Annotated in this window: 23 protein-coding genes and 1 tRNA gene; 15 read left to right on the top strand and 9 right to left on the bottom strand. The window is 70.9% G+C overall.

From position 1 onward, the window contains the following. Positions 1 to 89 precede the first annotated feature (89 nt). Positions 90 to 740, bottom strand: a complete 651-nt coding sequence (locus GEV27_RS10945; protein WP_153652500.1) for a hypothetical protein — start codon at positions 738 to 740, stop codon at positions 90 to 92. 281 nt (positions 741 to 1,021) lie between these two features. On the opposite strand from GEV27_RS10945, the gene GEV27_RS10940 reads away from it, so the two are divergent. The 4 genes from GEV27_RS10940 to GEV27_RS10925 all read left to right on the top strand — a co-directional run bounded on the left by GEV27_RS10940 (position 1,022) and on the right by GEV27_RS10925 (position 5,625). Then, positions 1,022 to 2,254 carry a S9 family peptidase gene (locus tag GEV27_RS10940; protein ID WP_153934280.1) on the top strand — a complete coding sequence of 411 codons (1,233 nt, stop codon included), beginning with the start codon at positions 1,022 to 1,024 and terminating at the stop codon, positions 2,252 to 2,254. A gap of 179 nt (positions 2,255 to 2,433) precedes the next feature. Continuing rightward, positions 2,434 to 3,894 (top strand): protein adenylyltransferase SelO family protein, encoded by a 1,461-nt coding sequence (locus tag GEV27_RS10935; protein WP_309222186.1) that lies wholly within the window; start codon positions 2,434 to 2,436, stop codon positions 3,892 to 3,894. Between the two features lie 115 nt (positions 3,895 to 4,009). Further along, positions 4,010 to 4,372: a YciI family protein gene (locus tag GEV27_RS10930; RefSeq protein WP_279586779.1), complete on the top strand. Its 363-nt coding sequence runs from the start codon at positions 4,010 to 4,012 to the stop codon at positions 4,370 to 4,372. Next, positions 4,369 to 5,625 carry a sigma-70 family RNA polymerase sigma factor gene (locus GEV27_RS10925; RefSeq protein ID WP_309222185.1) on the top strand — a complete coding sequence of 419 codons (1,257 nt, stop codon included), beginning with the start codon at positions 4,369 to 4,371 and terminating at the stop codon, positions 5,623 to 5,625. Before GEV27_RS10930 ends, GEV27_RS10925 begins: the two co-directional genes overlap by 4 nt. Positions 5,626 to 5,650: 25 nt before the next feature. On the opposite strand, the gene GEV27_RS10920 is transcribed toward GEV27_RS10925, so the two are convergent. Continuing rightward, positions 5,651 to 6,337 carry an SDR family NAD(P)-dependent oxidoreductase gene (locus GEV27_RS10920; RefSeq protein WP_153934278.1) on the bottom strand — a complete coding sequence of 229 codons (687 nt, stop codon included), beginning with the start codon at positions 6,335 to 6,337 and terminating at the stop codon, positions 5,651 to 5,653. A 136-nt stretch (positions 6,338 to 6,473) separates the two neighbouring features. Between GEV27_RS10920 and GEV27_RS10915 the strand changes: the two genes are divergently transcribed. The 4 genes from GEV27_RS10915 to GEV27_RS10900 are packed head-to-tail and all read left to right on the top strand — an operon-like array spanning position 6,474 to position 9,856. Continuing rightward, positions 6,474 to 7,343, top strand: coding sequence for a helix-turn-helix domain-containing protein (locus tag GEV27_RS10915; RefSeq protein WP_153934277.1), 870 nt, complete (start codon positions 6,474 to 6,476; stop codon positions 7,341 to 7,343). A gap of 9 nt (positions 7,344 to 7,352) precedes the next feature. Continuing rightward, entirely contained in the window at positions 7,353 to 7,901 is a 549-nt protein-coding gene (locus GEV27_RS10910; protein ID WP_153934276.1) for a cyclodeaminase/cyclohydrolase family protein, read from the top strand. Next, positions 7,902 to 9,581 (top strand): formate--tetrahydrofolate ligase, encoded by a 1,680-nt coding sequence (locus tag GEV27_RS10905; RefSeq protein ID WP_153934275.1) that lies wholly within the window; start codon positions 7,902 to 7,904, stop codon positions 9,579 to 9,581. 32 nt (positions 9,582 to 9,613) lie between these two features. Beyond that, positions 9,614 to 9,856: a hypothetical protein gene (locus tag GEV27_RS10900; protein ID WP_153934273.1), complete on the top strand. Its 243-nt coding sequence runs from the start codon at positions 9,614 to 9,616 to the stop codon at positions 9,854 to 9,856. On the opposite strand, the gene GEV27_RS10895 is transcribed toward GEV27_RS10900, so the two are convergent. Next, positions 9,825 to 10,754, bottom strand: a complete 930-nt coding sequence (locus tag GEV27_RS10895; protein WP_153934271.1) for a hypothetical protein — start codon at positions 10,752 to 10,754, stop codon at positions 9,825 to 9,827. The genes GEV27_RS10900 and GEV27_RS10895 overlap by 32 nt on opposite strands. A 33-nt stretch (positions 10,755 to 10,787) precedes the next feature. Further along, positions 10,788 to 11,624 carry an alpha/beta fold hydrolase gene (locus GEV27_RS10890; protein WP_194944182.1) on the bottom strand — a complete coding sequence of 279 codons (837 nt, stop codon included), beginning with the start codon at positions 11,622 to 11,624 and terminating at the stop codon, positions 10,788 to 10,790. On the opposite strand from GEV27_RS10890, the gene GEV27_RS10885 reads away from it, so the two are divergent. The 3 genes from GEV27_RS10885 to GEV27_RS10875 are packed head-to-tail and all read left to right on the top strand — an operon-like array spanning position 11,529 to position 14,406. Next, complete coding sequence (locus tag GEV27_RS10885; RefSeq protein WP_309222184.1) at positions 11,529 to 12,848, top strand: 3-oxoacyl-[acyl-carrier-protein] synthase III C-terminal domain-containing protein; 1,320 nt, start codon at positions 11,529 to 11,531, stop codon at positions 12,846 to 12,848. The genes GEV27_RS10890 and GEV27_RS10885 overlap by 96 nt on opposite strands. Continuing rightward, positions 12,845 to 13,381 carry an isoprenylcysteine carboxylmethyltransferase family protein gene (locus tag GEV27_RS10880; protein WP_309222183.1) on the top strand — a complete coding sequence of 179 codons (537 nt, stop codon included), beginning with the start codon at positions 12,845 to 12,847 and terminating at the stop codon, positions 13,379 to 13,381. The genes GEV27_RS10885 and GEV27_RS10880 overlap by 4 nt, the downstream gene beginning before the upstream one ends. Further along, on the top strand, positions 13,381 to 14,406 hold the full coding sequence (locus GEV27_RS10875) for an FAD-dependent monooxygenase (protein WP_153934267.1): 1,026 nt from the start codon (positions 13,381 to 13,383) through the stop codon (positions 14,404 to 14,406). The genes GEV27_RS10880 and GEV27_RS10875 overlap by 1 nt, the downstream gene beginning before the upstream one ends. Positions 14,407 to 14,410: 4 nt before the next feature. Here GEV27_RS10875 and GEV27_RS10870 read toward each other — a convergent pair whose 3' ends face one another. Both GEV27_RS10870 and GEV27_RS10865 read right to left on the bottom strand, forming a co-directional pair. Beyond that, a complete protein-coding gene (locus GEV27_RS10870; RefSeq protein WP_309222182.1) occupies positions 14,411 to 16,126 on the bottom strand; it encodes a helicase in 1,716 nt (571 codons plus the stop codon). 180 nt (positions 16,127 to 16,306) lie between these two features. Then, positions 16,307 to 16,380: transfer RNA gene (locus GEV27_RS10865), tRNA-Gly, on the bottom strand. Positions 16,381 to 16,477: 97 nt separating this feature from the next. Between GEV27_RS10865 and GEV27_RS10860 the strand changes: the two genes are divergently transcribed. Further along, complete coding sequence (locus GEV27_RS10860; protein ID WP_153652516.1) at positions 16,478 to 16,867, top strand: OsmC family protein; 390 nt, start codon at positions 16,478 to 16,480, stop codon at positions 16,865 to 16,867. Positions 16,868 to 16,877: 10 nt separating this feature from the next. On the opposite strand, the gene GEV27_RS10855 is transcribed toward GEV27_RS10860, so the two are convergent. Continuing rightward, positions 16,878 to 17,090: a hypothetical protein gene (locus GEV27_RS10855; RefSeq protein ID WP_153911402.1), complete on the bottom strand. Its 213-nt coding sequence runs from the start codon at positions 17,088 to 17,090 to the stop codon at positions 16,878 to 16,880. 106 nt (positions 17,091 to 17,196) lie between these two features. On the opposite strand from GEV27_RS10855, the gene GEV27_RS10850 reads away from it, so the two are divergent. Next, positions 17,197 to 18,000, top strand: coding sequence for a hypothetical protein (locus GEV27_RS10850; RefSeq protein WP_194944181.1), 804 nt, complete (start codon positions 17,197 to 17,199; stop codon positions 17,998 to 18,000). A gap of 59 nt (positions 18,001 to 18,059) precedes the next feature. Here the strand turns inward: GEV27_RS10850 and GEV27_RS10845 are convergent, their stop codons facing one another. After that, complete coding sequence (locus GEV27_RS10845; RefSeq protein WP_153911401.1) at positions 18,060 to 18,860, bottom strand: ABC transporter permease; 801 nt, start codon at positions 18,858 to 18,860, stop codon at positions 18,060 to 18,062. Next, on the bottom strand, positions 18,857 to 19,795 hold the full coding sequence (locus GEV27_RS10840; protein ID WP_153911400.1) for an ABC transporter ATP-binding protein: 939 nt from the start codon (positions 19,793 to 19,795) through the stop codon (positions 18,857 to 18,859). Before GEV27_RS10840 ends, GEV27_RS10845 begins: the two co-directional genes overlap by 4 nt. Before the next feature lie 211 nt (positions 19,796 to 20,006). Between GEV27_RS10840 and GEV27_RS10835 the strand changes: the two genes are divergently transcribed. Further along, positions 20,007 to 21,188, top strand: coding sequence for a sensor histidine kinase (locus GEV27_RS10835; protein WP_153911399.1), 1,182 nt, complete (start codon positions 20,007 to 20,009; stop codon positions 21,186 to 21,188). Continuing rightward, positions 21,185 to 21,868 carry a response regulator transcription factor gene (locus GEV27_RS10830; RefSeq protein ID WP_309222181.1) on the top strand — a complete coding sequence of 228 codons (684 nt, stop codon included), beginning with the start codon at positions 21,185 to 21,187 and terminating at the stop codon, positions 21,866 to 21,868. The genes GEV27_RS10835 and GEV27_RS10830 overlap by 4 nt, the downstream gene beginning before the upstream one ends. Positions 21,869 to 21,917 lie beyond the last annotated feature (49 nt).

Here is a 21,917-nt window from a genome sequence, read left to right as displayed (position 1 = left end):
GTGGCCAGCACGCAGCGGGCGTAAAGCCACCGCCGTCACCGCACATCCGGACCACCACCCACCCTTGGTCAACAGGGGCCACGTCGCGGTCAGCTCAGCAAGAACGCGATCAGGACAATCACCATCAGGAGGAAAGCAACAGAGCCGAAGCCGACCGCCAACGCGAACGTCAAGGGACGCAGTTCGCGGAAGCTCATGGCTCCCGGTATCGCCTCGTTCACCTGCCGCGCCGTGCTGACGCCTTCGGCGGCGTGCCCGTTCGTAGCCTCCGTCACGGACCTGAGGTCGTCCGTCTCCCAGTCACTTCCGGCGACTCGGACCTGTCGGGTGCTGTCGGCGATGAACAGCAGCTGCGTCTTCGGCGGGAACACTCCGCCGTACGGGAGCGCGGTCGGCTCGACCCACGTCAGCAGCGAGGTCAGCGTGGGGTCGCTACGGTCGAACGTGGTCGGCCTGCCCCGACGGTCGACGTGTGTCACTGCCTCGGGCGTCACGGTGAGGGAGCTGTTGGCGAACAGCATCCTGTTGCGGGCCGACAGCACCACGATGATCGGCGCGGCGATGAGGCCGGCCACGGCGAGCAGCCCGCCGTACGTCAGCAGGGCCGCACGGCGGTCGTCGGCAGACAGCACCCCGACGGTGACTCCGCCGATCAGCAGCAGCGAGGGCAGGACCGCGATGTACCGGAGCCTCGTGTTCTCCTGCTGCTGGCTGGCGCGCGACGGACGGAACGTCGCCACGCGTGGTGGGTGATCGTGTCGCTTGCGGCGGAAGAACATCGTGCACCTCGTCGTTCGTCGAAGGACCAGCGCTCACCGTTCGGCGGAAGGCCGACATGGATGCTAGTGCCCGTCGCGGCAGCCAGGGGAGCCCACGATGAGGGTTTGACGCTGCTCCGGCAACCGTTAGCCCTCATCGGCGCGACCACCGCGACCCGAGCCCCCGCAGTACAGCCTGCTGCACCGAGAGTGGGTAGTTGACGGGATCGAACGGCCAGCGCTGCCGCCATAGCGTCGATGGCATGACCACATCGACGAAGTACCGCAAGCTGACCATCGGGCTCACCGCCGCCTTCCTGCTCGCAGGAGGTGTGGGTGCGGCCAGCGCAGGCGTGACGGAGAAGGCGCCGCACCACGGGCCATCCGCCTCCTCATCGAAGGCATCCGGTTGGGAGGGCGTCACCCGCAAGCAGGTCAGGATCGACCTCGGCAAGGGGTGGGTCACGAAGGCCGAGCTCACGTATCCGACCCATGCGAAGAAGCGCCTGCCCTTGGTCGTCATGCTGCACGGGAGCGGCCACAACGACATGAACCAGACGCTGCCCGGCGGCAAGGGTGCGACGTTCCTGCCGCTGGCCCAGGGCGCCTCGCGGGAGGGTTTCGCGACCCTGCGCTTCAACAAGCGCGGCGTCACCGGCATCGGGCCGGTCGAGAGCAAGGAACAGAACCAGCTGAACCCCGAGAACCCCTACGCGCAGATCCAGAAGGACGCCGCGTCGGTGATCCGGTTCGGCGCCGCCTCGTCGAAGGTGGACGCCTCGAAGATCTTCCTGCTGGGGCACAGCGAGGGGACGAACGTGGCGGCCAACCTGGCGTCCGACCCGAAGACGTACGGCATCCCGAAGCCGGCGGGCGTCATCGCGATGGGGGTCGTCGGGCAGGACATCAAGGAGCTGCTCACCCTGCAGCTCTACGGTCGCTTGCTGCTGCAGATGCATGACGAGTTCGACGTCGACGCCGACGGGCAGCTGACCAGGACGGAGGCCGTGGACGGCTTGGGCGGCCAGCCGAAGGACCTCGCCGACCAGATCCGCCCCGTCCTGCTCGACGGCGACAGGATCCAAGCCAGCACGGACACTAATAAGGACGGCAAGATCGCGATCGACGGGGAGGCCGGCGCGGTCCTGCGCAAGGCCACGGGGATCGACAACTACCCGGACGTCCCGGGCCTGGAGGACCTGCAGGAGTACGTCGCGGACATCGCACGATTCCCGACGGTGACCGAGGCGCTGCCGAAGTTCTCCGGACCGACGCTGCTGCTCAACGGTGAGAACGATCTGCAGACGCCGGCGCGGGTCGCCCTGACTGCCGATGCCGCGATCGGCGCGGCCGGCAACAACGAGGACCACGAGGTCATCATCTATCCGGGCATGGCGCACACCATGAACCTCACGCGCAAGTTCGTACCCGAGTTCGGTGACCCCGACCGCCAGGTCGTCAAGGACGTCCGGACCTGGTTGAGGTCCCACCGCTGACCCTGCTCGAGCCCCCCGGGCGGACCAGCGATGAGGGTTTTGGGCAGCCACGGCTACCCGAAGCCCTCATCGTGCTTCCCGGGGCGGACGGACGATGAGGGTTTGAGGCAGCCACGGCTACCCGAAGCCCTCATCGTCGGTCCCAGCGGGCCTCGCGCGGGGCCCGTACGCTGGACGAGGTGACGACCACTCCCGTGACGTTCCCCCTGACCCACCGATTCGCGACCGAGCTGCCCGAGCTGGCGCTGCCTTGGCAGGCCGAGCAGACGCCGGCCCCTCAGTTGTTGGCCTTGAACGATCCCCTGGCCGCCGAGCTCGGCCTCGACCCGGACGCTCTGCGGGCCCCGGACGGCCTGGGCCTGCTCACCGGGACCGTCGTGCCCATCGGCGCCGCCCCGGTCGCGCAGGGGTACGCGGGTCACCAGTTCGGCGGCTACTCGCCGCGACTCGGTGACGGCCGGGCGCTGCTGATGGGCGAGCTGACCGATCGTGAGGGACGTCCGCGCGATCTCCACCTGAAGGGGTCGGGGCGCACACCGTTCTCTCGCGGCGGCGACGGACTGGCCGCGGTCGGGCCGATGCTGCGCGAGTACGTCGTGAGCGAGGCGATGCACGCCCTCGGTGTGCCGACGACCCGCGCCCTGGCCGTGGTCGCCACCGGCAGGCGCGTCCGACGCGAGACCCTGCTCCCGGGTGCCGTCCTGGCCCGGGTCGCGAGCAGCCACCTGCGGGTGGGCACCTTCCAGTACGTCGCCTCGGCCCGTGACGTCGAGCTGCTCCGGCGCCTGGCCGATCACGCGATCGAGCGCCATCACCCCGATGCCGCCTCCGCCGAGAACCCGTACCGCGCCCTGTTCGAGGCGGTGGTCGCGGCACAGGCCGACCTCGTGGCGCGCTGGATGCTCGTCGGCTTCGTCCACGGCGTCATGAACACCGACAACGTGACGATCTCCGGCGAGACCATCGACTACGGGCCGTGCGCGTTCCTGGAGACGTACGACCCCGCGACGGTCTTCAGCTCGATCGACGTCGACGGCCGCTACGCGTACGGCAACCAGCCGGCCGTCGCGCAGTGGAATCTCGCCCGGTTCGCCGAGACGCTCCTGCCTCTGCTCGCGGAGGACCAGGACACTGCCGTCGCGATGGCGATGGAGTCGCTCGGCACCTTCGGATCGAGGTACGCGGCCACGTACGCCGCGGGTCTCCGGGCGAAGATCGGGCTTGCGCCGAGCGGGCAGGACGCCGTTGCAGCACAGCTGGGGGAGGAGCTGCTCGGGATCCTTCGGGGCGGCCACGTCGACTGGACCACGGGTTTTCGAGCTCTCGGCGCAGCGGCCCGCGGTGACGCCGAGCCGGTTCGTGGCCTCGTGGTCGACCTGGCCTCGATCGACGACTGGCTCGTCCGCTGGCGGGCCCTGGGGCCCGACCCAGACCTGATGGACCGCACCAACCCGGTCTACGTCCCGCGCAACCACCTGGTCGAGGAGGCGCTCGACGCCGCGACGGCCGGCGACCTCGAGCCGTTCGAACGGCTCGTCGAGGCCGTCCGGCAGCCCTTCGACGAGCGTCCCGGCCTGGAACGCTTCGCGGCTCCGGCACCGCAGGACTTCGGCCGCTACACGACCTATTGCGGCACCTGAGACGGTCACAGCGAAGAAAGTTCGTGGTTCGATGTCGAAAGACCTGGCGGTGGTTCGACGTCTGTGCGAGAAGCAACGCCAGCAACCACAAGGAGTGATCGGCATGCCACGTTTCATGGGATTGGTGAGGATGGAAGAGGGCGTCGGCACACCGCCCCAGGCGCTGTTCGAGGCGATGGACGCCTACATCGGCAAGCAGGCCGCCAACGGGGTCTTCCTCGACGGCGGAGGGCTGTACGGCACCGAGGACGCGGTGAACTTCGTGTCGCACAAGGGCGAGGTCAGCCGGGTCGACGGGCCGTATGCGGAGGCCAAGGAGGTCGTCGGCGGGTGGGCCATCCTGGACTACGAGTCCCTCGAGGACGCTGTGGCCGATCAGCAGGAGTTCGCCGAGCTGCACGCGAAGCACTGGCCCGAGGTCACCGTGATCTCGACCCTGCGTCAGATCTCGACCGGCCCGGAGGCGCCCGGCGAGTGAGCGAGGCCATCGTCACCGCGTGGCGGGCCGAGTCGGCCCGCCTCGTGGGGGCACTTGCGCGCATGACCCGCGACGTCCAGCTCGCCGAGGACCTCGCACAGGACGCGCTGGTCGCTGCGCTCGAGCAGTGGCCCACCGACGGTGTGCCGGACAACCCGAGCGCGTGGCTGATGACCACCGCCAAGCGGCGCGGCATCGACCACTTCAGGCGTGCGGAGGTCCTTCGGCGCAAGGTCACCGAGGTCGGCCGTGCCAGGGGAGAGGAGCAGGCCATGCCTGATCTCGACGCCCAGGTCGACCACATCGAGGACGACGTCCTGCGGCTCATCTTCCTGACCTGCCACCCCGCGCTGACCGCCGAGTCCCGCGCCGCGCTGACGCTGCGACTGGTCGGCGGCCTCACCACCGTCGAGATCGCGCGCGGCTTCCTCACCACCGAGTCGGCGATGGGCCAGCGGATCTCCCGGGCCAAGAAGACCCTGGCCACGGCGCGGGTCGAGCTCGAGCTGCCCACGGGGGAGGAGCGCACCCGACGGCTGGACGACGTCATGGCCGTGATCTACCTGATCTTCAACGAGGGCTACACCGCCACGGCCGGCCAGGACTGGATGCGTCCCGAGCTGTCGAACGAGGCGACGCGGCTCGCGCGGATGCTCGCCGCGCTCGCGCCGGACGAGCCCGAGGTGCTCGGGCTGCAGGCACTGCTGGAGCTCCAGGGCTCGCGGACGGCCGCCCGCCTGGACGAGTCGGGGATGCCGGTGCTGCTGGAGGCCCAGGACCGGACGCGCTGGGACCACCTGCTCATCCGGCGCGGCCTGGCCGCGCTGCAGCGGGCTGAGGCCTTCGCGCGGCGCGGGAAACCGGTCGGCACGTACTTCCTGCAGGCCTCGATCGCTGCGCAGCACGCCAGGGCGAAGCAGCCCGAGCACACGAGCTGGCGACGGATCGCGGCCCTCTACGACGTCCTGGCCGAGGTTGCGCCGGGGCCGGTCGTCGAGCTCAACCGAGCCGTCGCCCACGGACGGGCCCACGGCCCGACTGCCGGGCTGGCCGTGCTGGACGCCCTCGGACCCGACGCGCTCGCCGGCTCACCCCTCGTGCCGAGCGTCCGGGGCGATCTGCTCGAGCGGGCCGGCCTGCACGAGCGGGCGAGCGAGGCCTTCGCCGAGGCGGCCTCGCGCACCAGCAACGGCAGCGAGCGGGCGCTGCTGCGCAGGCGAGCCCAGGCGAACGCCGAGCGGGCGCCGGGCTGAGCAAGGCCGGACCCGCTACGTCGGGCTACCAGGCGAGGACACCCGACTCGTCCTGGAGCGTGCCGGTGGGCCCGTCCGGGCCGATGGTTGCCCACTGCACGACGACGCGTGCGCTCTCGTCGGCGGGTCGGCCGGCGCTCTGGTCGGCCGTCAGGTCGGTGCCGGTGTAGCCCGGCTCCACGGCGTTGAACCTGATGTCCGGCTCGGCCTTGGCATATTGGACGGTCAGCATCGTGACCGCCGACTTGGACGCGGCGTAGAGCGCGGCCGGGATCGTGAACTCGGGACGGTCCGGGTCGGTGACGGCCCAGAACGAGCCGAGGCTGCTGGAGACGTTGACCACGACCGGCCGCTCGGACCTGCGCAGCAGTGGGAGCGCTGCCTCGGTGACGCGGACGATGCCGACGACGTTGGTGTCGAACACGCGCAGCGCGGTCGGGCCGTTTGGGGTCCAGCTGCCGAAGATGCCGGCATTGTTGACCAGGGCGTCCAGCCTGCCCTCGGCCGCCTCGATGGTGGCGAGCGCGGACGTGACCGAGTCCTCGTCGGTCACGTCCAGCTGCACGAACGTGCCGCCTGACTCCGCCGCGGCCTTCTCGCCGCGCTCGCGGTCGCGCGCCCCCAGATAGACGGTGTGCCCGAGGGCGATGAGCTGTTTGGCGGTCTCCAGGCCGATGCCCTTGTTGGCGCCGGTGATGAGGGTGATGGTCATGCGATCTCCTTGTGTCGGTGGTCCACGAGGGCCGTCCACGACGTTAGGGACGGCGGGGGACGTCAGGCAGTACTGCCGCGCTCCAGGGGTGTGACAGGACCTCCCGCGATCCCACCGGCGGGCCTACCGTGGACCCATGACGAACCGGCCCAACACCCTGGGTGAATTCCTGCAGGCCCGCCGCGGACTGGTGACGCCTCAGGCCGCGGGAATCCCCGACTCCGGGACGAGGCGTGTGGCCGGCCTGCGCCGCGAGGAGGTGGCGATGCTGGCGGGCGTCAGCGTCGACTACTACCTGCGCCTCGAGCGCGGCCGCGACCGCAATCCGTCCGTGCAGGTCCTGGAGTCCATCGCACGGGTGCTGCAGCTCGACGACGACCACCTCGCGTACCTCATGACCTTGGTGGGGGACAGGCCTCGGCGCAGTCCGCGCCGGTCCCGGACCGAGACCGTGCCGCCGGGGATGGCCACGCTCGTCGCCTCGATGCCGCACCCCGCGTACGTCGAGGGACGCTATTTCGACGTCCTGGTCTCGAATCCGGTGGCGGTCGCCCTGTCACCGCGCTTCGCGGTCGGCGGCAACCAGCTCCGCGACATGTTCCTGGACCCCCAGCAGCAGGAGCTCTACCCCGACTGGCGCGGTTCCACCGAGTGCCTGGTCGCGAACCTGCGCCACTCGGTGGGCCCGGACATCGAGGACCCGCGCTTCATCGAGCTCGTCGGTGAGCTGTCGCTCGCGAGCCCGCGGTTCCGTGAGCTCTGGGCCCGCCACGACATCAAGAAGCAGTTCGGTGCGCCCATGCGCTTCGACCATCCGCAGGTCGGGGGGATGACGCTGAACCGTGAGTGGCTCACGATCGGCGGCACCGAGGGCCTGCACCTGGTCGTCTACCACCCGGACCCCGGCAGCGAGGCGGCCGACAAGATCGGCCTCTTGGCCTCTGCCGCACTGCCGACCAAGGACGCCATGTCGCAAAGGGGTTGCGCAGGACGCGCGCGGGACTAGCGTGGGCCCATGGTGAGCGACGCGGACGTGGACGCCAGGACCGTCACGGATTTCCTCGCTGATCTGTCCGCGCGGACGCCGACCCCGGCAGGCGGCGCGGTCGCGGCATTGTGCGCCGCCCAGGCCGCGGCACTCGTGGCGATGGTCGCGCGCTACTGCGAGGACGCCGCGCTGGTCGAGCGGGCCGAGGCGCTCCTCCTCCGGGCCCAGCAGCTCGTGGTCGACGACGAGCGGGCCTTCGGCGCCGTGGCCGTTGCGTGGGGCGCCCCGGCCGACGACGAGGGCCGACGCGCGGCGATCGACGCGGCCCTGCTGGCAGCCTCCGAGCCGCAGGCGCAGGTCGTCGAGACCGTGATCGAGGTGCTGGTCCTGATCGACCAGCTGCGGCCGGCCGCCAGGCCCGGGCTGCGGTCGGACCTGGTCGCGGCCGGCGAGGTCGCCAGGGCCGGGGCCGCCGTCGCCCGGATGAACGTGGAGTCGAACGTCCGCGAGCTGCCCGACTCCGAGGGCCGTTCTCAGCTGCTGCGCCGCATGGGCGTCACGAAGGAGAGGAACTGAATGCTCTCGGACATCGAGATCGCGAACGCGGCTGAGCTTCGCCCGATCGCCCAGGTCGCCCAGGACGAGCTGGGGATCGACCCGGCCCACCTGGTGCCGTACGGGCACCACAAGGCCAAGGTCGATCTCGGCTTCCTGGAGTCCCTGCAGGACCGGCCGCTCGGCAAGCTCGTGCTGATGACGGCGATGTCGCCGACACCGGCGGGGGAGGGCAAGACCACGACGACGGTCGGGCTGGCGGACGCCTTGCGCGGCTTGGGGCTGACGACGATGGCATGCCTTCGCGAGCCGTCGATGGGTCCGGTCTTCGGCATGAAGGGCGGGGCCGCAGGGGGCGGCTGGGCCCAGGTGGTGCCGATGAGCGACATCAACTTGCACTTCACTGGTGACTTCGCGGCGATCGCCGCGGCGAACAACCTGCTCGCGGCACTGATCGACAACCACATCCACCACGGCAACGCACTGGGCATCGACGTGCGGTCGGTCGACTGGAAGCGGGTGGTCGACCTCAACGACCGCGCGCTGCGCGATGTCACGGTGGGGCTCGGCGGCCCTGCGAACGGCTACCCCCGCGAGGAGGGTTTCGACATCGTGGTCGCCTCTGAGCTCATGGCCATCTTCTGCCTGACCGAGTCGTGGGCCGATCTCAAGCGTCGCATCGGCGACATCGTGGTCGCCCACACCCGGGACAAGCGGCCCATCACCGCCCGTGATCTCGAGGCCGCCGGGGCGATGGCGGTGCTGCTGCGGGACGCGTTGGCCCCCAATCTCGTGCAGACCCTGGAGCACACACCGGCGTTCGTGCACGGCGGACCGTTCGCAAACATCGCGCACGGCTGCAGCTCGGTCGTCGCGACCAGGGCGGCTCTGCGGCTGGCCGACTACGTCGTCACGGAGGCCGGCTTCGGGGCGGATCTCGGCGCGGAGAAGTTCGTCGACATCAAGTGCCGCAAGTCGGGTCTCCGTCCGGACGCCGCCGTGGTGGTGGCCACGGTCCGGGCGCTCAAGTTCCACGGCGGCGTGGCCGCTGCAGATCTCCACGTCGAGGACCTCGATGCCGTCGAGCGCGGCATGGAGAATCTCGCCCGGCACCTGCGCAACGTGCGGGAGGTCTACGGGATCCCGTGCGTGGTGGCGCTCAACCGCTTCCCGACCGACACCGACGCAGAGGTGGCCCGCGTGGTCGAGCTGGTCGGCGAGCTGGGGGTCCAGGCCCATCCCGCCACCCACTTCGTCGACGGCGGCGTCGGCGCGACCGATCTGGCCAAGGGGGTGCTCGACCTGATCGAGACGTCCGGTCCGTCGACCTTCTCCTTCACGTACCCCGACGGGCTGCCGCTCAAGGAGAAGGCCGAGACGATCGCCCATCGGCTGTACGGGGCCTCGAGCGTGACCTGGGACGGCAAGGCCCGGAGGCGGCTGGATCGTCTCGAGGCGGACGGGTACGGCGGGCTGCCGGTCTGCGTGGCCAAGACCCAGTACTCGTTCTCGACCGATCCGGCCTCGCTCGGGGCGCCGACCGGCCACGATCTCCACGTCCGCGAGGTCCGCCTCTCGGCCGGGGCGGGGTTCGTGGTGCTCGTGTGCGGGGACGTGATGACGATGCCAGGCCTGCCGGCCGTCCCCGCCGCCTCGCGCATCGATCTCCTCGACGACGGGACGATCGTCGGCCTGTCCTGACCGCGTCAGGACGAAACGGCGATCCGAGGACGGTGAACACCCACATGGCCGTCGGTGCCGGCGACGACGACCTCATGGTCCACGTCGGCACGGACGGTGTCGAACAGGCACTCGCGCTGGGCGCCCGACGGGCCACGATGGGCGCGCGGACGATGGGCGGCGTGGTGCTGGTCGCCGGAGCGGACCTGCCGGACGCAGCAGCACTCGTCGCGTGGGTCGTCCCGGCGGTCGAACGGGCGAGGGTTAGACCCGCCAAGCGTCCGGCCGGTCCCTGAGGGCGAGCCACGCCTCCCGCGTCTGGGCGATCCAGAAGACCATGAACAGCAGAAGCAGCGCGGTCTCGACGAACAGCAACCAGCCGGGCTCCTCGACGGTCAGGAAGAGCACGACGGCAATGATCTCGATGAGGAGCATCGACGTCGCCACCACCGTGTAGAGGGCATCGAAGCGCTTCAGCGGGACCGCGGAGCCGGGGCTCGGTGAGAGGCGCATCGAGGTGAGGGACCGCTCTGTCGGGATGTCGCCGATGCGCCGGAGGACGTGCGCGCCGCGGGTGGTACGCAACATCGCCACGAGGCCGAGCAGCGCGAACATCGCGACGGCCGCCGGGCTGTGGGCGTGCCTGGCGAGGGCGTCGCCGTCGAGGACGAATGCCACGACGCCGACCACGAGCAGCGCAGGGAGCGCGCCGGTCAGGATGCGGCGAGGCCACCCGTCGACCCGCCAGTCCGGGCCCCTCATCGCCGCGGGGAGCAGCGCGCCGACCGCCCACACCAGGAGCCCGATGGTGAGCAGACCGATCAGGGCGAACCGGTTGAGCTGCACGACGTCGGGGTCGTAGACGGCGAGCGGTGCGCCGTTCTCGTCCCGAGGGACGCACGCAACCGACGCGACGACGAAGCCGAGAGCGCCGGCGAGGTTGAGCAGGGTCTGCTCGGTGAGGCTGTCGCCGCGAACCACCACGAGCAGGCACGACGCGGCCGAGACCCCCACGACGAAGATCGTGCGAGCGTCCGTCCACCAGGAGTCCGAGATCGTCGGCGGCAGCTCGCCCTGCACGACCAGGAGCAGGACCGGTGCGAGCAGCACGAACACTGCGGCGACGACCAGGCCCACCCGCAGCGCGAAGAACGTCGCGGTGAGCTCACGCTCGTCATGTCCCGAGGCTGCCATGGGACGACATCCTGCCGTACCGCGCCCGCCGGCTCAGCGCCGCAGGACCTCGCGCACGAGGTCCGCGACCAGCTCGGGCTGCTCGAGCCCGGGCAGGTGGGCCACGCCCGGGAGCACCCGCCCCGGGCCCTGCGCGAGGCGCCGGGCCGTCTCCTCGTAGAACGGCAGGTCGGGCAGGAGATCGAGATCCCCCCACGCGCACAGCGTCGGGACGGACACCTCGCCGAGGCGGGTCCAGGCGTCCACGCCGGCATCGCCCGCGTCTTCGGATGCCCCGATCTCGAGGATGCGTCGGTTCATCGTCGCGAACAGCTCACGCGGCTGCCCGCCCACTCGCCCCGCCGGGGCGCCGGACCCGTCGAGCCAGAGGTGGGCGAGGGCGGCGATCCGGGCCTCGGTGTCGGCGTCGGGGTCTTCGGCGGGCTCGAGGAGTGCCGCCGTGAGGGGGTCGAGCTGCCAGTCGAAGGGGGTGTCGTCGTCGGTCATGCCGGAGACCGCCGCACCGATGAGCACGAGCCCGGCGATCCGCGAGGGATGCAGCAAGGCCGCGTCGAGCGCGAGCGCGCCGCCCATCGAGTTGCCCACCACCACCGCACGACCGATGCCGAGCCCGTCGAGCACCGCGACGAGATCGTCGACGTGCGTGAACGTCGTCGACTCGTCGGCAGCCGGTGTGTCGCCATGGCCGCGCCGGTCGTACGCGACGATGTCGAGCCCGTCGGCCTCCAGCGACTCGCCCACCGCCTCCCATGCGCGACGATCGGCGACGCCGGCGTGCAGCAGGACGACTGTCTGCCCGACCCCCCGGCGTCGCGTCGCGGCGATCCCGGTGCCGTCGGCCATCGGTACGGTGAGCTGCTCCACGGTCATGACTGCGAACGTACTCGCGAGCGGCCCGGATGCCCAGACGTCCCGTCTCCCCGCCGGTTTCGACATGTCGCGTCGACCGGTCCGTGTGACCATGAAAACCTCGGCACTGCGTCGCGGCGCCCTCGACGGAAGGGAACGCGCGTGCAGATTCTCTCGGTGCGTGGCGCACTGCCCGACCACTGCTACCAACAGGACGACATCACCGACGCCTTCGTGAACATCGTCGGCGACGGGAGACTCGACCGTGAGCAGCTGCAGAGCTTCCACAGTCACGCGGGAGTGCGGCAGCGTCACCTCGTGCTGCCGTTGGAGGACTACGCGGCCGTCGAGGACTTCGGACACTCGAACGACCTGTTCATCGAGCATGCGGTCGCCCTGGGGTCCCGCGCGCTCCTCGACGCGTTGAAGGCGGTGGGTCTGACGCCGTCCGACGTCGACCTGATCGTGACCACGACCGTCACCGGTGTGGCGGTCCCGTCGCTGGACGCACGCATCGCGTCCGCGATCGGACTCCGCCCGGACGTGAAGCGGGTCCCGATCTTCGGCCTCGGCTGCGTGGCCGGGGCGGCCGGCATCGCCCGCCTCCACGACCACCTCGTCGGGCATCCCCGGGACGTGGCGGTGCTGGTCTCGGTGGAGCTGTGCTCGCTCACGGTGCAGCGCTCGGACGTGTCGGTCGCCAACCTCGTGTCGAGCGGCCTCTTCGCTGACGGCGCCGCCGCCGTCGTCGCGCGTGGGTCTGCGTCCGGACGACCTGAGAACGTCCCCTCGGGCTCCGCGACGATCGAGGTGCTCGACTCGCGCAGCAGGCTCTACCCGGACTCCGAACGCGTCATGGGCTTCGACGTGGGGTCGACCGGGCTGCGCATCGTGCTGGACGCCGGGGTGCCGGCCGTCGTCGAGAAGTACGTCGGCGGCGACGTCGACCAGTTCCTGGACGCGCACGGACTGACGAGGGCGGACATCGACTTCTGGGTGTGCCACCCGGGCGGGCCGAAGGTCATCGAGGCGCTCGAACGGACGCTCGGCCTCAGCCACGAGGACGTCGCCCTGACGTGGGAGTCCCTGGCCACGATCGGCAATCTGTCGTCCGTGTCGGTGCTGCACGTCCTGATGCACACGCTGGACGAGCGGCCCCCGAAACCGGGCGCGTACGGGATCCTCATGGCCATGGGCCCGGGGTTCTGCTCCGAGCTGGTGCTGGTGCGCGGGGTGGCGGCGTGACCAGCCTGCTGGCGTTCACGGTCCTTGTCGTCCTCGTCGCGCTCGAGCGCGTCGCGGAGATGATCGTCTCGAGACGCAACGCCGAGTGGAGCTTCGAGCGCGGCGGGGTCGAGAGCGGCCAGCGGCACTTCCCGGTCATGGTCGCACTCCACACGCTCTTCCTGGTCGGCATGCTCGTCGAGGCGTGGTGGCGACGGCCCGACGTCCCCGGTGTCCTGGCCTGGTCGATGCTGGCCGTCGTCATCCTCTGCCAGGCGGGCCGGTGGTGGTGCATCGCGGCGCTCGGCCGGCACTGGAACACGCGGGTGATCATCGTCCCGGGCACGCCGCCCGTGCGGCGAGGCCCCTACCGGGTCCTGACGCATCCCAACTACGTCGTCGTCGTGGTCGAGGGGGTGGCGCTGCCCATGGTCCACGACGCGTGGATCACCGCCGTCGTCTTCACGGTGCTGAACGCCGCTCTCCTGACGGTACGTCTGCGCGTGGAGTCGGCCGCCCTCCGCACGCTGCCGGCCGCGCAGCCCGCCGGCTGATGCGTGACCTCGTCGTGGCGGGGGGAGGGCCGGTCGGACTCGTCACGGCACTCTTCGCCGCGCGCGCGGGCCTGGACGTCGTCGTGCGCGAGCCGCGCCGAGGTCCGGTCGACAAGGCGTGCGGGGAGGGGCTCATGCCGGGCGCTGTCACTGGCCTGCAGGATCTCGGTGTCGAGCTGCAGGGGCGTCCCCTCGTCGGCATCCGCTACATGGACGCGACGCGTTCGGTCGAGGCGCCCTTCCGCGGCGGCACGGGCAGGGGGGTGAGGCGGACGACGCTGCACCGTGCGCTGGCCGAGGCGGTCGCGGCCGCCGGCGTCGAGGTGGAGGAGGCAGCCGTCAAGGACGTCCGGGACCGTGGCGACCACGTGCTCGCGGACGGCACACCCGCCAGGTTCCTGGTGGCCGCGGACGGTCTGCACTCGCCGACCCGTCGCGCGGTGGGACTGAACGGCGTCAGCCGCATGCCTCGGCGGTACGCGCAACGCGCCCATGCGGCGATCGCCCCGTGGACGGACTTCGTCGAGGTGCACTGGGCGCCGTCGTCGGAGGCCTACGTGACACCGACCGCCGACGGCCAGGTCGGCGTGGCGATCCTGACACGTCAACGGGGGAGGGCGTTCCACGACCTGCTCGCCGACCATCCTCGGCTGCTCGAACGCCTCGACGGGGCGGAGACCGGGCACGTCCGAGGGGCCGGCCCGTTGCGGCAGACGTCGACCCGTCGGGTGCGGGGCCACGTGCTGCTGGTCGGTGACGCCGCCGGCTACGTCGATGCGCTCACCGGCGAGGGGATCGCCCTGGGGCTCGCGCAGGCCCGGGCCGCGATCGCTGCGGTCGTCGACGGCAGGCCCCAGCAGTACGAGCGCGACTGGCGGCGGCTCACGCGGCGCCACGACCTGATGACCACGGGACTGGTCACTGCCACCCGCGCGTCCCTCGTCCGTACCTCCATCGTCCCTGCCGCCGAACGGCTGCCGGCCGTGTTCGGCTGGGCCGTCAACCAGCTCGCCCGACCGGCCTGACTGCTCAGGCGCTGCTCTCGGTCAGCGTCGCGGGCGGCAGCCAGTCGGCGCCCAGGAGCTGGGCGACGTCGGCGAGGCCCGAGGTGTCGCCACCCACGGTGTCGGAGGCGGCGGCGATCCGCTCCACCATCACCTGGCTGACCTGCTCCTCGACCGTCCCCTCGGCGTACGCGATGTGCCACGGCGAGACCTGGTGGTCGCGGTGGGTGCGACCGGTCACCTGTCGTGCGGCGATGCCCGAGAACCGGGCCTGGTGGAAGATGCCCACCCGGGGCTCGGTGCTGGCCCGGTCGCCGCCGGCCAGGGTCTCGCCGGCGTGCAGGCTGATCGAGGCGACGGTCGTGAAGACGCAGACCTTGGCCTGTCCGGTCTGGAACCGGACCCGCTCGGCCTCGGCGTCGAACCGGTCGCGGCCGTAGATCGTGGCGACCTGGAGACCGGAGTCACGCAGCCGGTCGGCGATGGGATCGGCAGCGGTCGTGACGAACTCGACCGAGCACGCGACCTGGCGCTCGGCCTCGACCTGCTGGGCGATCCAGGCGACGGTCGAGTCGACGCGGATCAGCCCGGCCTTCTGCCGGAAGCGCAGCAGCGCGGCCCGGCCCTTCGCGACGCTGCGGCCGCGACGCGCGATGTCCATCTCGCGGCAGAACTCGCCCCACTCGGCCTCGTACGCGGTCCGCTCCGCCGGGGTGAGCGCCACCGGCATTCCGGAGATCGGCACCGCCCCCCACGCCGCCGCCCGGTGCAGCATCGCGGGCGGGCGCTCGTCGGCGAGCCAGCCGCGTACGAGCTTGAGGTCTGCCGCGCGCCGCGCCGCGTCGGTGGTCCACGTCGCGCCGTAGCGTCCTCGCTCCACCCCAACGCCGTGGCGCTCGAGCGCGGTGGAGAACGCGGCGGCGGGCTGGGTCGCCGATGTCCACTCCTTCATCGGCTCGCCGAGCGCCTGCGCGTAGGCCGGAGCGAGGTACGGCAGCTCGAGCGGCGTGTGTCCGGGCGTCGCGGTCGTCGCGATGACGAACGGCGCCTTGTCGTGCGGGCGTCCGTGGCCCGAGATCCGGGCCCAGAGCTTCCACCGCTTCGTCGTCGTCCGTCGCAGCGCGTGGGCCTCGTCCGCGATGATGACGTCCCACGCGTGGTCCTTGACCTTGTCCAGCCGGTCCCACGTGGTGACGACCCACTCCAGGCCGCCGTCGCCCAGCGCGGTGATCGTCCGGCACCAGTGGCCGATCGTGATGGCGGCTGGCCGGTCGGCGATGACGAGCACTCGCGCCGCACCGCGAAGATCGCCCACCGCGGTCGCGCCGAGGACCGCGGAGATCGTCTTGCCGACGCCGGGCTCGTCGGCCAGGAGGAACAGTCGCCCGCCCGCTGCGGCGCGCTCGGCGATCGCATCGGCGGCCTCGAACTGGATCCGGCGCGGCTCGAGATCACCGGTCGCCTCGGGGCTCGGTGTCGGATCGTCGGGGTTCAGCGAGTTCTCGATGAACCGACCGAGTGTGTACGGACCCGGCGCGTACGGTGCGAGGTGCTCGGGGAGGTCACGTCCGACGAACAGATGGGCCTTGACCGATGGGTGCCAGCCAGCGCCGTCGACCTGTGTCCCGTACGGGACGTCGAGCACCCACACCCGCTCGCCCGGCCCGGCGACCGGCAACGGCGGCTGTGGTCGTCGCGTCCCGCCACGTCGCCGGCTGCTGGATCGACGAGTGCTGGCCACCCCCAGACGGTATCGGGTTCCCCGCCGCGTCCCCGCGCCTCGCCGGCGTGCTCCCCGCGCGTCTTTCTCACTTCCCCCTTGCTGAGACCCGCGGGGAGTGACGGTTTCCCACGGGACCGTGGGAAACCGACGACGGGTCGAGTCGCCGGCGGAATCACTCGTCCGGGGCGAAGGAAGCTGTGGAGCGGACGCGAGGATTTGAACCTCGACTCATTCCCTGGAAGGGAAGCGTGCTGCAACTACACCACGTCCGCGAAGCCAGCCTCTGTCGAGCCTGACCAGTTCGTCAGTATGGACCACCGTCCGGTGTCGCCGAGCGACGGGGCCCCGCCGAAGGTGCACAATCACGAGATGGACCTGTCTCCGCTCGGCGTACGTGCCGCGGCCGGCAGCCTTCGCCCGTCAGACGGGGTCGTGCTTCACCACTCCTGGACCGACGAAGGCGTCGTCATCGCCCCGGCGGCCAACGGTGCCCACTTGCTGCACCTCTCGGTGGCGCTCTGCGTCCTGAACGACACGTACCGAGAGGCGAGACGTCTCGACGTCGCGGTGGACGGCGTCGCCGTCGAGGTCGACGGGGGCTTCGACGACGAGTGGCGATCCACCGGCATCCAGTACGCGGTCACCGTCGACTCGCCGTCGTCCACCGAGGACGTGGCGCGCCTGAACGAGGTGGTCGACGAGATCGCCGAGATCCCTCGCGCGATCCGAGCCGGAGCGCGGGTCGAGCGTCGTCCCTGAGCGGGCCTCGTCAGCCCACGTTCCGATACTTGCGATGGATCGTCTGTCGCGTCACGCCGAGGAGGGTTCCGATCTCGGCCCAGCTGAGACCCAGGTTCCGCGCCTTGCGAACGGCGACCTCTTCGCGCCTGCTCAGTACGCTCTTGGCCTCGGCGACGGCGGCCAGCTCGCCCACCACGCCGCCATCGTCGGCCCCCGTTGACGTCTTCACATCTGTCAGCATGTGCTGACGTAGGAGATCTTGTCAAGTGGAGACTGGTTCGCGATCACTGCGTGGTGGCGGGCGCGATCCAACGAGCCATTTTTCCCCACGGACATAGAATCCGTTCATGGATCTGCTCGTGCTGGTGCTGGTGATCGCGGCGCTGGGAGCTGTCGCGCTCGTGGCGGGTCGCCGCAGGAAGGAACGCGAGCTGACCCGACGCGAGGACGAGCTCGCGCCGGTGAGGAAGCTGGCCTTCGAGGACATCACGGCGTTCGGCGAGGACCTGCAACAGCTCGACCTGGACATGACCAGTCATGAGCTCGACGCGGGCGCGAACGCTGACTACCTGCGAGCACTCGACGCCTACGAATCGGCGAAGATCGCCGGCGACTCCATCACCGAGCCCGACGACATCCGACACGTGACCGAGATCGTGGAGGACGGTCGATACGCCATCGCGTGCGTACGCGCCCGAGTGGTCGGCGAGTCGCTGCCGACCAGGCGGCCACCGTGCTTCTTCGACCCGCGTCACGGGCTCTCGGTGGCCGACGTCCCCTACGTGCCGCCGGACGGAGTCGAGCGGGAGGTGCCTGCCTGCGCACTCGATGCCGAGCGGGTCCGCGCCGGTGCAGATCCTGATGTCCGCAAGGTCATGGTCGGGGCGCAGCGGGTGCCCTACTGGCAGGGCGGACGCGCGTACGAGCCCTATGCCGCGGGCTATTTCGGCGCCTTCGGCCCGATGACGTGGATGTTCATGGGCGGCATGATGTTCGGGGGCTTCGGCGACGGCTTCGGCGGCGGCGACGGTGATGGCGGCGGTGGCGATGACGGCGGTGGCGGTGGCGATGACGGCGGTGGCGGTGGCGACGGCGGGGGCGACTTCTTCGGCGGCGGTGGCGACGGCGGCGGCTTCGACATGGGCTTTTGAATCAGGCCCGCCCACGGCCTCAGAGAGACAGCGGGCGGGCGCTCGGATGGATGACACGGTCACGCGGCGCGGCGCTTGAAGGCGACGGCGGCCCCGAGGAGGGGGACGACGATCCAGGCTGCGAAGACGGCCGCGCCGACGGCGGGGCTGAGGATGGACGACTCCGGTGCCACCGAGGTGAATGAGCTGCCGGCGATGGACGGCAGATACTGCAGGACCTGATCCCGCGAGCCGGCAGGCAGCATGATCGTGCCCAGCGCCGGCAGCAGGAAGATGACCCCGAACAGGACCGAGATCGCCCCTGCCGTGCTGCGCAGCAGCGTGCCGATCGCGAGGCCCATCAGGGCGGTGCCGGTCAGGAAGGCGCCGGCACCGACGACGGCCCGAAGGACGCCGGGATCACCCAACGACACGGTGTCGATGCCGCCGCTGTCGATCAGGGCCTGTCCCGCGAAGAACGCGATGAAGGCGCTCGCACCGAGCGCGACCATCGTGGTGACGGCCAGGACCGCGACCTTGGCCCCGAACACGGGCAACCGGGACGGCACCGACGTCAGCGTGGTCCGGATCAGCCCGGTGCTGTACTCGCTGGTGATGACGAGGACGCCGAGCACGCCGATGATCAGCTGGGCGATCTGGACCCCGGCCAGGGCTGCGCCGGCGGTGTCGCCCTCGACGTCCGTCTGGGTGCTGCCCACCACCCCGCCGACCATCGCGGAGAAGATCAGGCCGATGAACAGCAGCGCCGCTGCTGCCGCGGCCAGTGTGACCATGTTGCTGCGCACTGAACGGATCTTGGTCCATTCCGAGCGCATCACTCCGCGCATCGTGATGTGGCGGGGATCGGTGGAGATGCTCATGAGAAGGCCTTCTTGTCGGTGGAGGGGACGGTGGTGGTCTCGCCGCTGTACTCGACGGAGTCTCGGGTGAGCTCCATGAACGCCTCTTCGAGCGAGGCCTGGTTGCTGCTCAGCTCGTGCACGGGGATTGACGCCTCGCTGGCCCGGGCGCCGATCTGCTCGGGGGTGAGGCCGATGACGTCGAGCGTTCCGTCCGCCTCGGTCGTCACGGTGACGCCGTCGCCGGTGAGCAGCGGCTGCAGCAGTGCCGCCTGAGGGCTGCGGACCCGGACGCTGCGGACGGACCTGCTCATGAGCTCGGCCACCGGCAGGTCCGCGATCAGCTTGCCGCGGCCGATGATCACGAGGTGCTCGGCCGTCATGGCCATCTCGGTCATCAGGTGGGACGAGACGAACACCGTGCGGCCCTCCGCGGCGAGCTCGCGCAGCAGCTCGCGGATCCAGCGGATGCCCTCGGGGTCGAGTCCGTTGACCGGTTCGTCCAGCATCACCGTCTGCGGGTCCCCGAGGAGGGCGCCGGCGATCCCGAGGCGTTGTCCCATGCCGAGGGAGAACCCGCCCACCCGCTTCTTGGCGACCTCGGCGAGCCCGACCAGCTCGAGCATCTCGTCGACCCGGCGGGCCGGCAGTCCGTGCGTCTGGGCCTGGGCCAGGAGGTGGTCGCGGGCCGAACGTCCAGGATGGGTGGCGCCGGCGTCCAGCAGGACGCCGAGCTCACCGAGCGGCATGGAGTGCTCGCGGTACGGGCGGCCGTTCACGGTGGCGGTCCCACTCGTCGGCTCCTCCAGCCCGACCAGCATCCTCATGGTGGTCGACTTGCCTGCCCCGTTGGGGCCGAGGAAGCCGGTGACCACCCCGGGTTTCACGGTGATGGTCAGGTCGTCCACCACCGTCTTGGAGCCGTACTGCTTGGTCAGGTGCTGAAGCTCGATCATGATGTTCCCCTCTCGTCGCCGGTGTTTCCGGCGTCGAGAAAGAGCCTCGTCGCTCGAGGTCGCCCGGTCGTCGTGCTGGCGCAGACACCTACGCCTGCCGCAGACGCAGCAGGTCAGGGCGCGCAGACGGGTCAGGTACTGCGATCGCAGTACGCCGCACGTACTGCAGCAATCCGACGCCACGGGCCGCCGCGCTTCGTAGGCTGTGCGCATGCCCAGCCTCAGCGACGTGCGCGTGCTCCATCAGGCGCACCCTGTGGCGTTCGATGTACTGCTGGCGGTGGCGCTCATGCCGATCGTGGTCCTCGTGCCCGACTCGGGACGCGCGGACGCCTCTCCGCTGTCCGGTGCTGCCGCCGTCGTCGCCGTCCTGACCTGTGCCGGGCTGGCCTTCCGCCGGCGTCACCCGGCCGCCGTGCTGGTCGGCACCGTGGTGGGCGCCGCGGTGGTCATCCTCCTGGACGGGGGGCCGTCGACGATCTCCTTCGTGCCGTTCGTCGCGTTGTACTCGTTCGCCGCCGCGAGCGGCTGGATCGCCACGGTGCTGGGCTTCGCGGGCTCGGCGCTGGGCGTGGGAACGGCCGTCGCGCTGGCGACCACCCCGTGGCCGCCGGACCCGCAGGCGTTCCAGCACGTCTCCTCGTTCGCGGTCGCGGCCGCGGTGGGCATGACGGTGCGCGCGCGTCGTGCCTACGTCGAGGCGGTCGAGGAACGCGCCGAGCGAGCCGAGCGCACCCGTGAGCAGGAGGCGGCCCGGCGGGTCGCCGAGGAGCGGCTCCGCATCGCCCGCGAGCTGCACGACGTCATCGCCCACCGGGTCGCGATCGTGAACGTGCAGGCGTCGGTGGCACGTCATCTCGTGCTGGCCGACCCGCCGGCAGCGCTGACGGCGATCGAGCACGTGCGAGACGCGGGGAGGGCGATCCTCGACGAGCTGGGCGACGTCCTGAACGTCCTGCGTCAACAGGACGAGGAGGTGGACCCGCACTCGCCCGCGCCTGGTCTCGCCCAGGTCCAGCACCTGATCGCGTCCTTCCGGGCCGCGGGCATGAGCATCCGGCAGTCGGTGTCCGGCAGCCCCCGTGCGATCGCCGGGGGAGCCGATCTCGTGGCCTATCGGGTGCTCCAGGAAGCGCTCACCAACGCCCACAAGCACGGGACGGGACCGGCCACCATGAGTATTTGCTACGAGTCGACCGGCGTCGAGCTCGAGGTGACCAACCCCGTCGGCGACCGCGAGGCCGACGATCACTCCGGAGGCGCCGGCTTCGGCCTCATCGGGATGCGCGAGCGCGTCGCTGCGGTCGGTGGTCAGATGATGGCTGGGCACGGTCCCGGTGGACGGTTCGAGGTGTCGGTCCGGCTGCCTGACCGAGAGGGAGTGCACACGTGAGCATCCGTGTGGTCATCGCGGACGACCAGGGGCTGATCCGGGCGGGCTTCCGATCGCTGATCGATGCCGCTTCCGACCTGTGTGTCGTGGGGGAGGCCGTCAACGGGCGGGAGGCGGTGGACCTGGTCCGCGAGACCCGGGCGGACGTGGTCGTCATGGACATCCGCATGCCCGAGCTGGACGGTCTCGGGGCGACGCGTCTCATCTGCGCCGACGAGGACCTGGCCGGGGTCCGCGTCCTCATCCTGACCACCTTCGAGCTCGACGAGTACGTTCTCGAGGCGGTCGAGGCCGGAGCCAGCGGGTTCCTGGGCAAGAGCGTCGACCCGGAAGACCTGGTGCAGGCGATCCGGACCCTCGCTGCCGGCGACGCCCTGCTCTCGCCCAAGGCGACCCGGGCCCTGATCAGCCGCTACGCCAGGCCGGAGGTCACGGGCGCGGCGGCGGGGCTGGACTCGACGCTCCTGCCGGCGCTGACCGACCGGGAGCGCGAGGTGGTCGCCCTGGTCGCCCACGGCCTCACCAACGACGACATCGCCGAGCGTCTGTTCGTCTCACCGTTCACGGCCAAGACCCATGTGAACCGGGCCATGATGAAGGTGGGCGCACGGGATCGGGCTCAGCTGGTGGTCGCCGCGTACCAGAGCGGGCTCATCCGCCCCGGGACGGCACCTGCCTGACAGTGCCGAAGGCCCCTGTCGCTGATCCGATGACCTCTCCTAGCGTCGG

Origin of the sequence: Aeromicrobium sp. S22 (genome assembly GCF_009661045.1) — a bacterium.
Lineage (GTDB): Bacteria > Actinomycetota > Actinomycetes > Propionibacteriales > Nocardioidaceae > Aeromicrobium > Aeromicrobium yanjiei.
Note: the sequence above shows the minus strand (reverse complement) of the source record. Positions and strands in the feature narration are given on the sequence as shown.

Coding starts and splice junctions, on each gene's coding strand:
- GEV27_RS10855 (WP_153911402.1), bottom strand. CDS start 17,090: ATGCTGACAGATGTGAAGACGTCAACGGGGGCCGACGATGGCGGCGTG.
- GEV27_RS10915 (WP_153934277.1), top strand. CDS start 6,474: ATGACGAACCGGCCCAACACCCTGGGTGAATTCCTGCAGGCCCGCCGC.
- GEV27_RS10940 (WP_153934280.1), top strand. CDS start 1,022: ATGACCACATCGACGAAGTACCGCAAGCTGACCATCGGGCTCACCGCC.
- GEV27_RS10905 (WP_153934275.1), top strand. CDS start 7,902: ATGCTCTCGGACATCGAGATCGCGAACGCGGCTGAGCTTCGCCCGATC.
- GEV27_RS10835 (WP_153911399.1), top strand. CDS start 20,007: ATGCCCAGCCTCAGCGACGTGCGCGTGCTCCATCAGGCGCACCCTGTG.
- GEV27_RS10875 (WP_153934267.1), top strand. CDS start 13,381: ATGCGTGACCTCGTCGTGGCGGGGGGAGGGCCGGTCGGACTCGTCACG.
- GEV27_RS10895 (WP_153934271.1), bottom strand. CDS start 10,754: ATGGCAGCCTCGGGACATGACGAGCGTGAGCTCACCGCGACGTTCTTC.
- GEV27_RS10890 (WP_194944182.1), bottom strand. CDS start 11,624: ATGACCGTGGAGCAGCTCACCGTACCGATGGCCGACGGCACCGGGATC.
- GEV27_RS10860 (WP_153652516.1), top strand. CDS start 16,478: ATGGACCTGTCTCCGCTCGGCGTACGTGCCGCGGCCGGCAGCCTTCGC.
- GEV27_RS10840 (WP_153911400.1), bottom strand. CDS start 19,795: ATGATCGAGCTTCAGCACCTGACCAAGCAGTACGGCTCCAAGACGGTG.
- GEV27_RS10910 (WP_153934276.1), top strand. CDS start 7,353: ATGGTGAGCGACGCGGACGTGGACGCCAGGACCGTCACGGATTTCCTC.
- GEV27_RS10845 (WP_153911401.1), bottom strand. CDS start 18,860: ATGAGCATCTCCACCGATCCCCGCCACATCACGATGCGCGGAGTGATG.
- GEV27_RS10850 (WP_194944181.1), top strand. CDS start 17,197: ATGGATCTGCTCGTGCTGGTGCTGGTGATCGCGGCGCTGGGAGCTGTC.
- GEV27_RS10920 (WP_153934278.1), bottom strand. CDS start 6,337: ATGACCATCACCCTCATCACCGGCGCCAACAAGGGCATCGGCCTGGAG.
- GEV27_RS10930 (WP_279586779.1), top strand. CDS start 4,010: ATGGGATTGGTGAGGATGGAAGAGGGCGTCGGCACACCGCCCCAGGCG.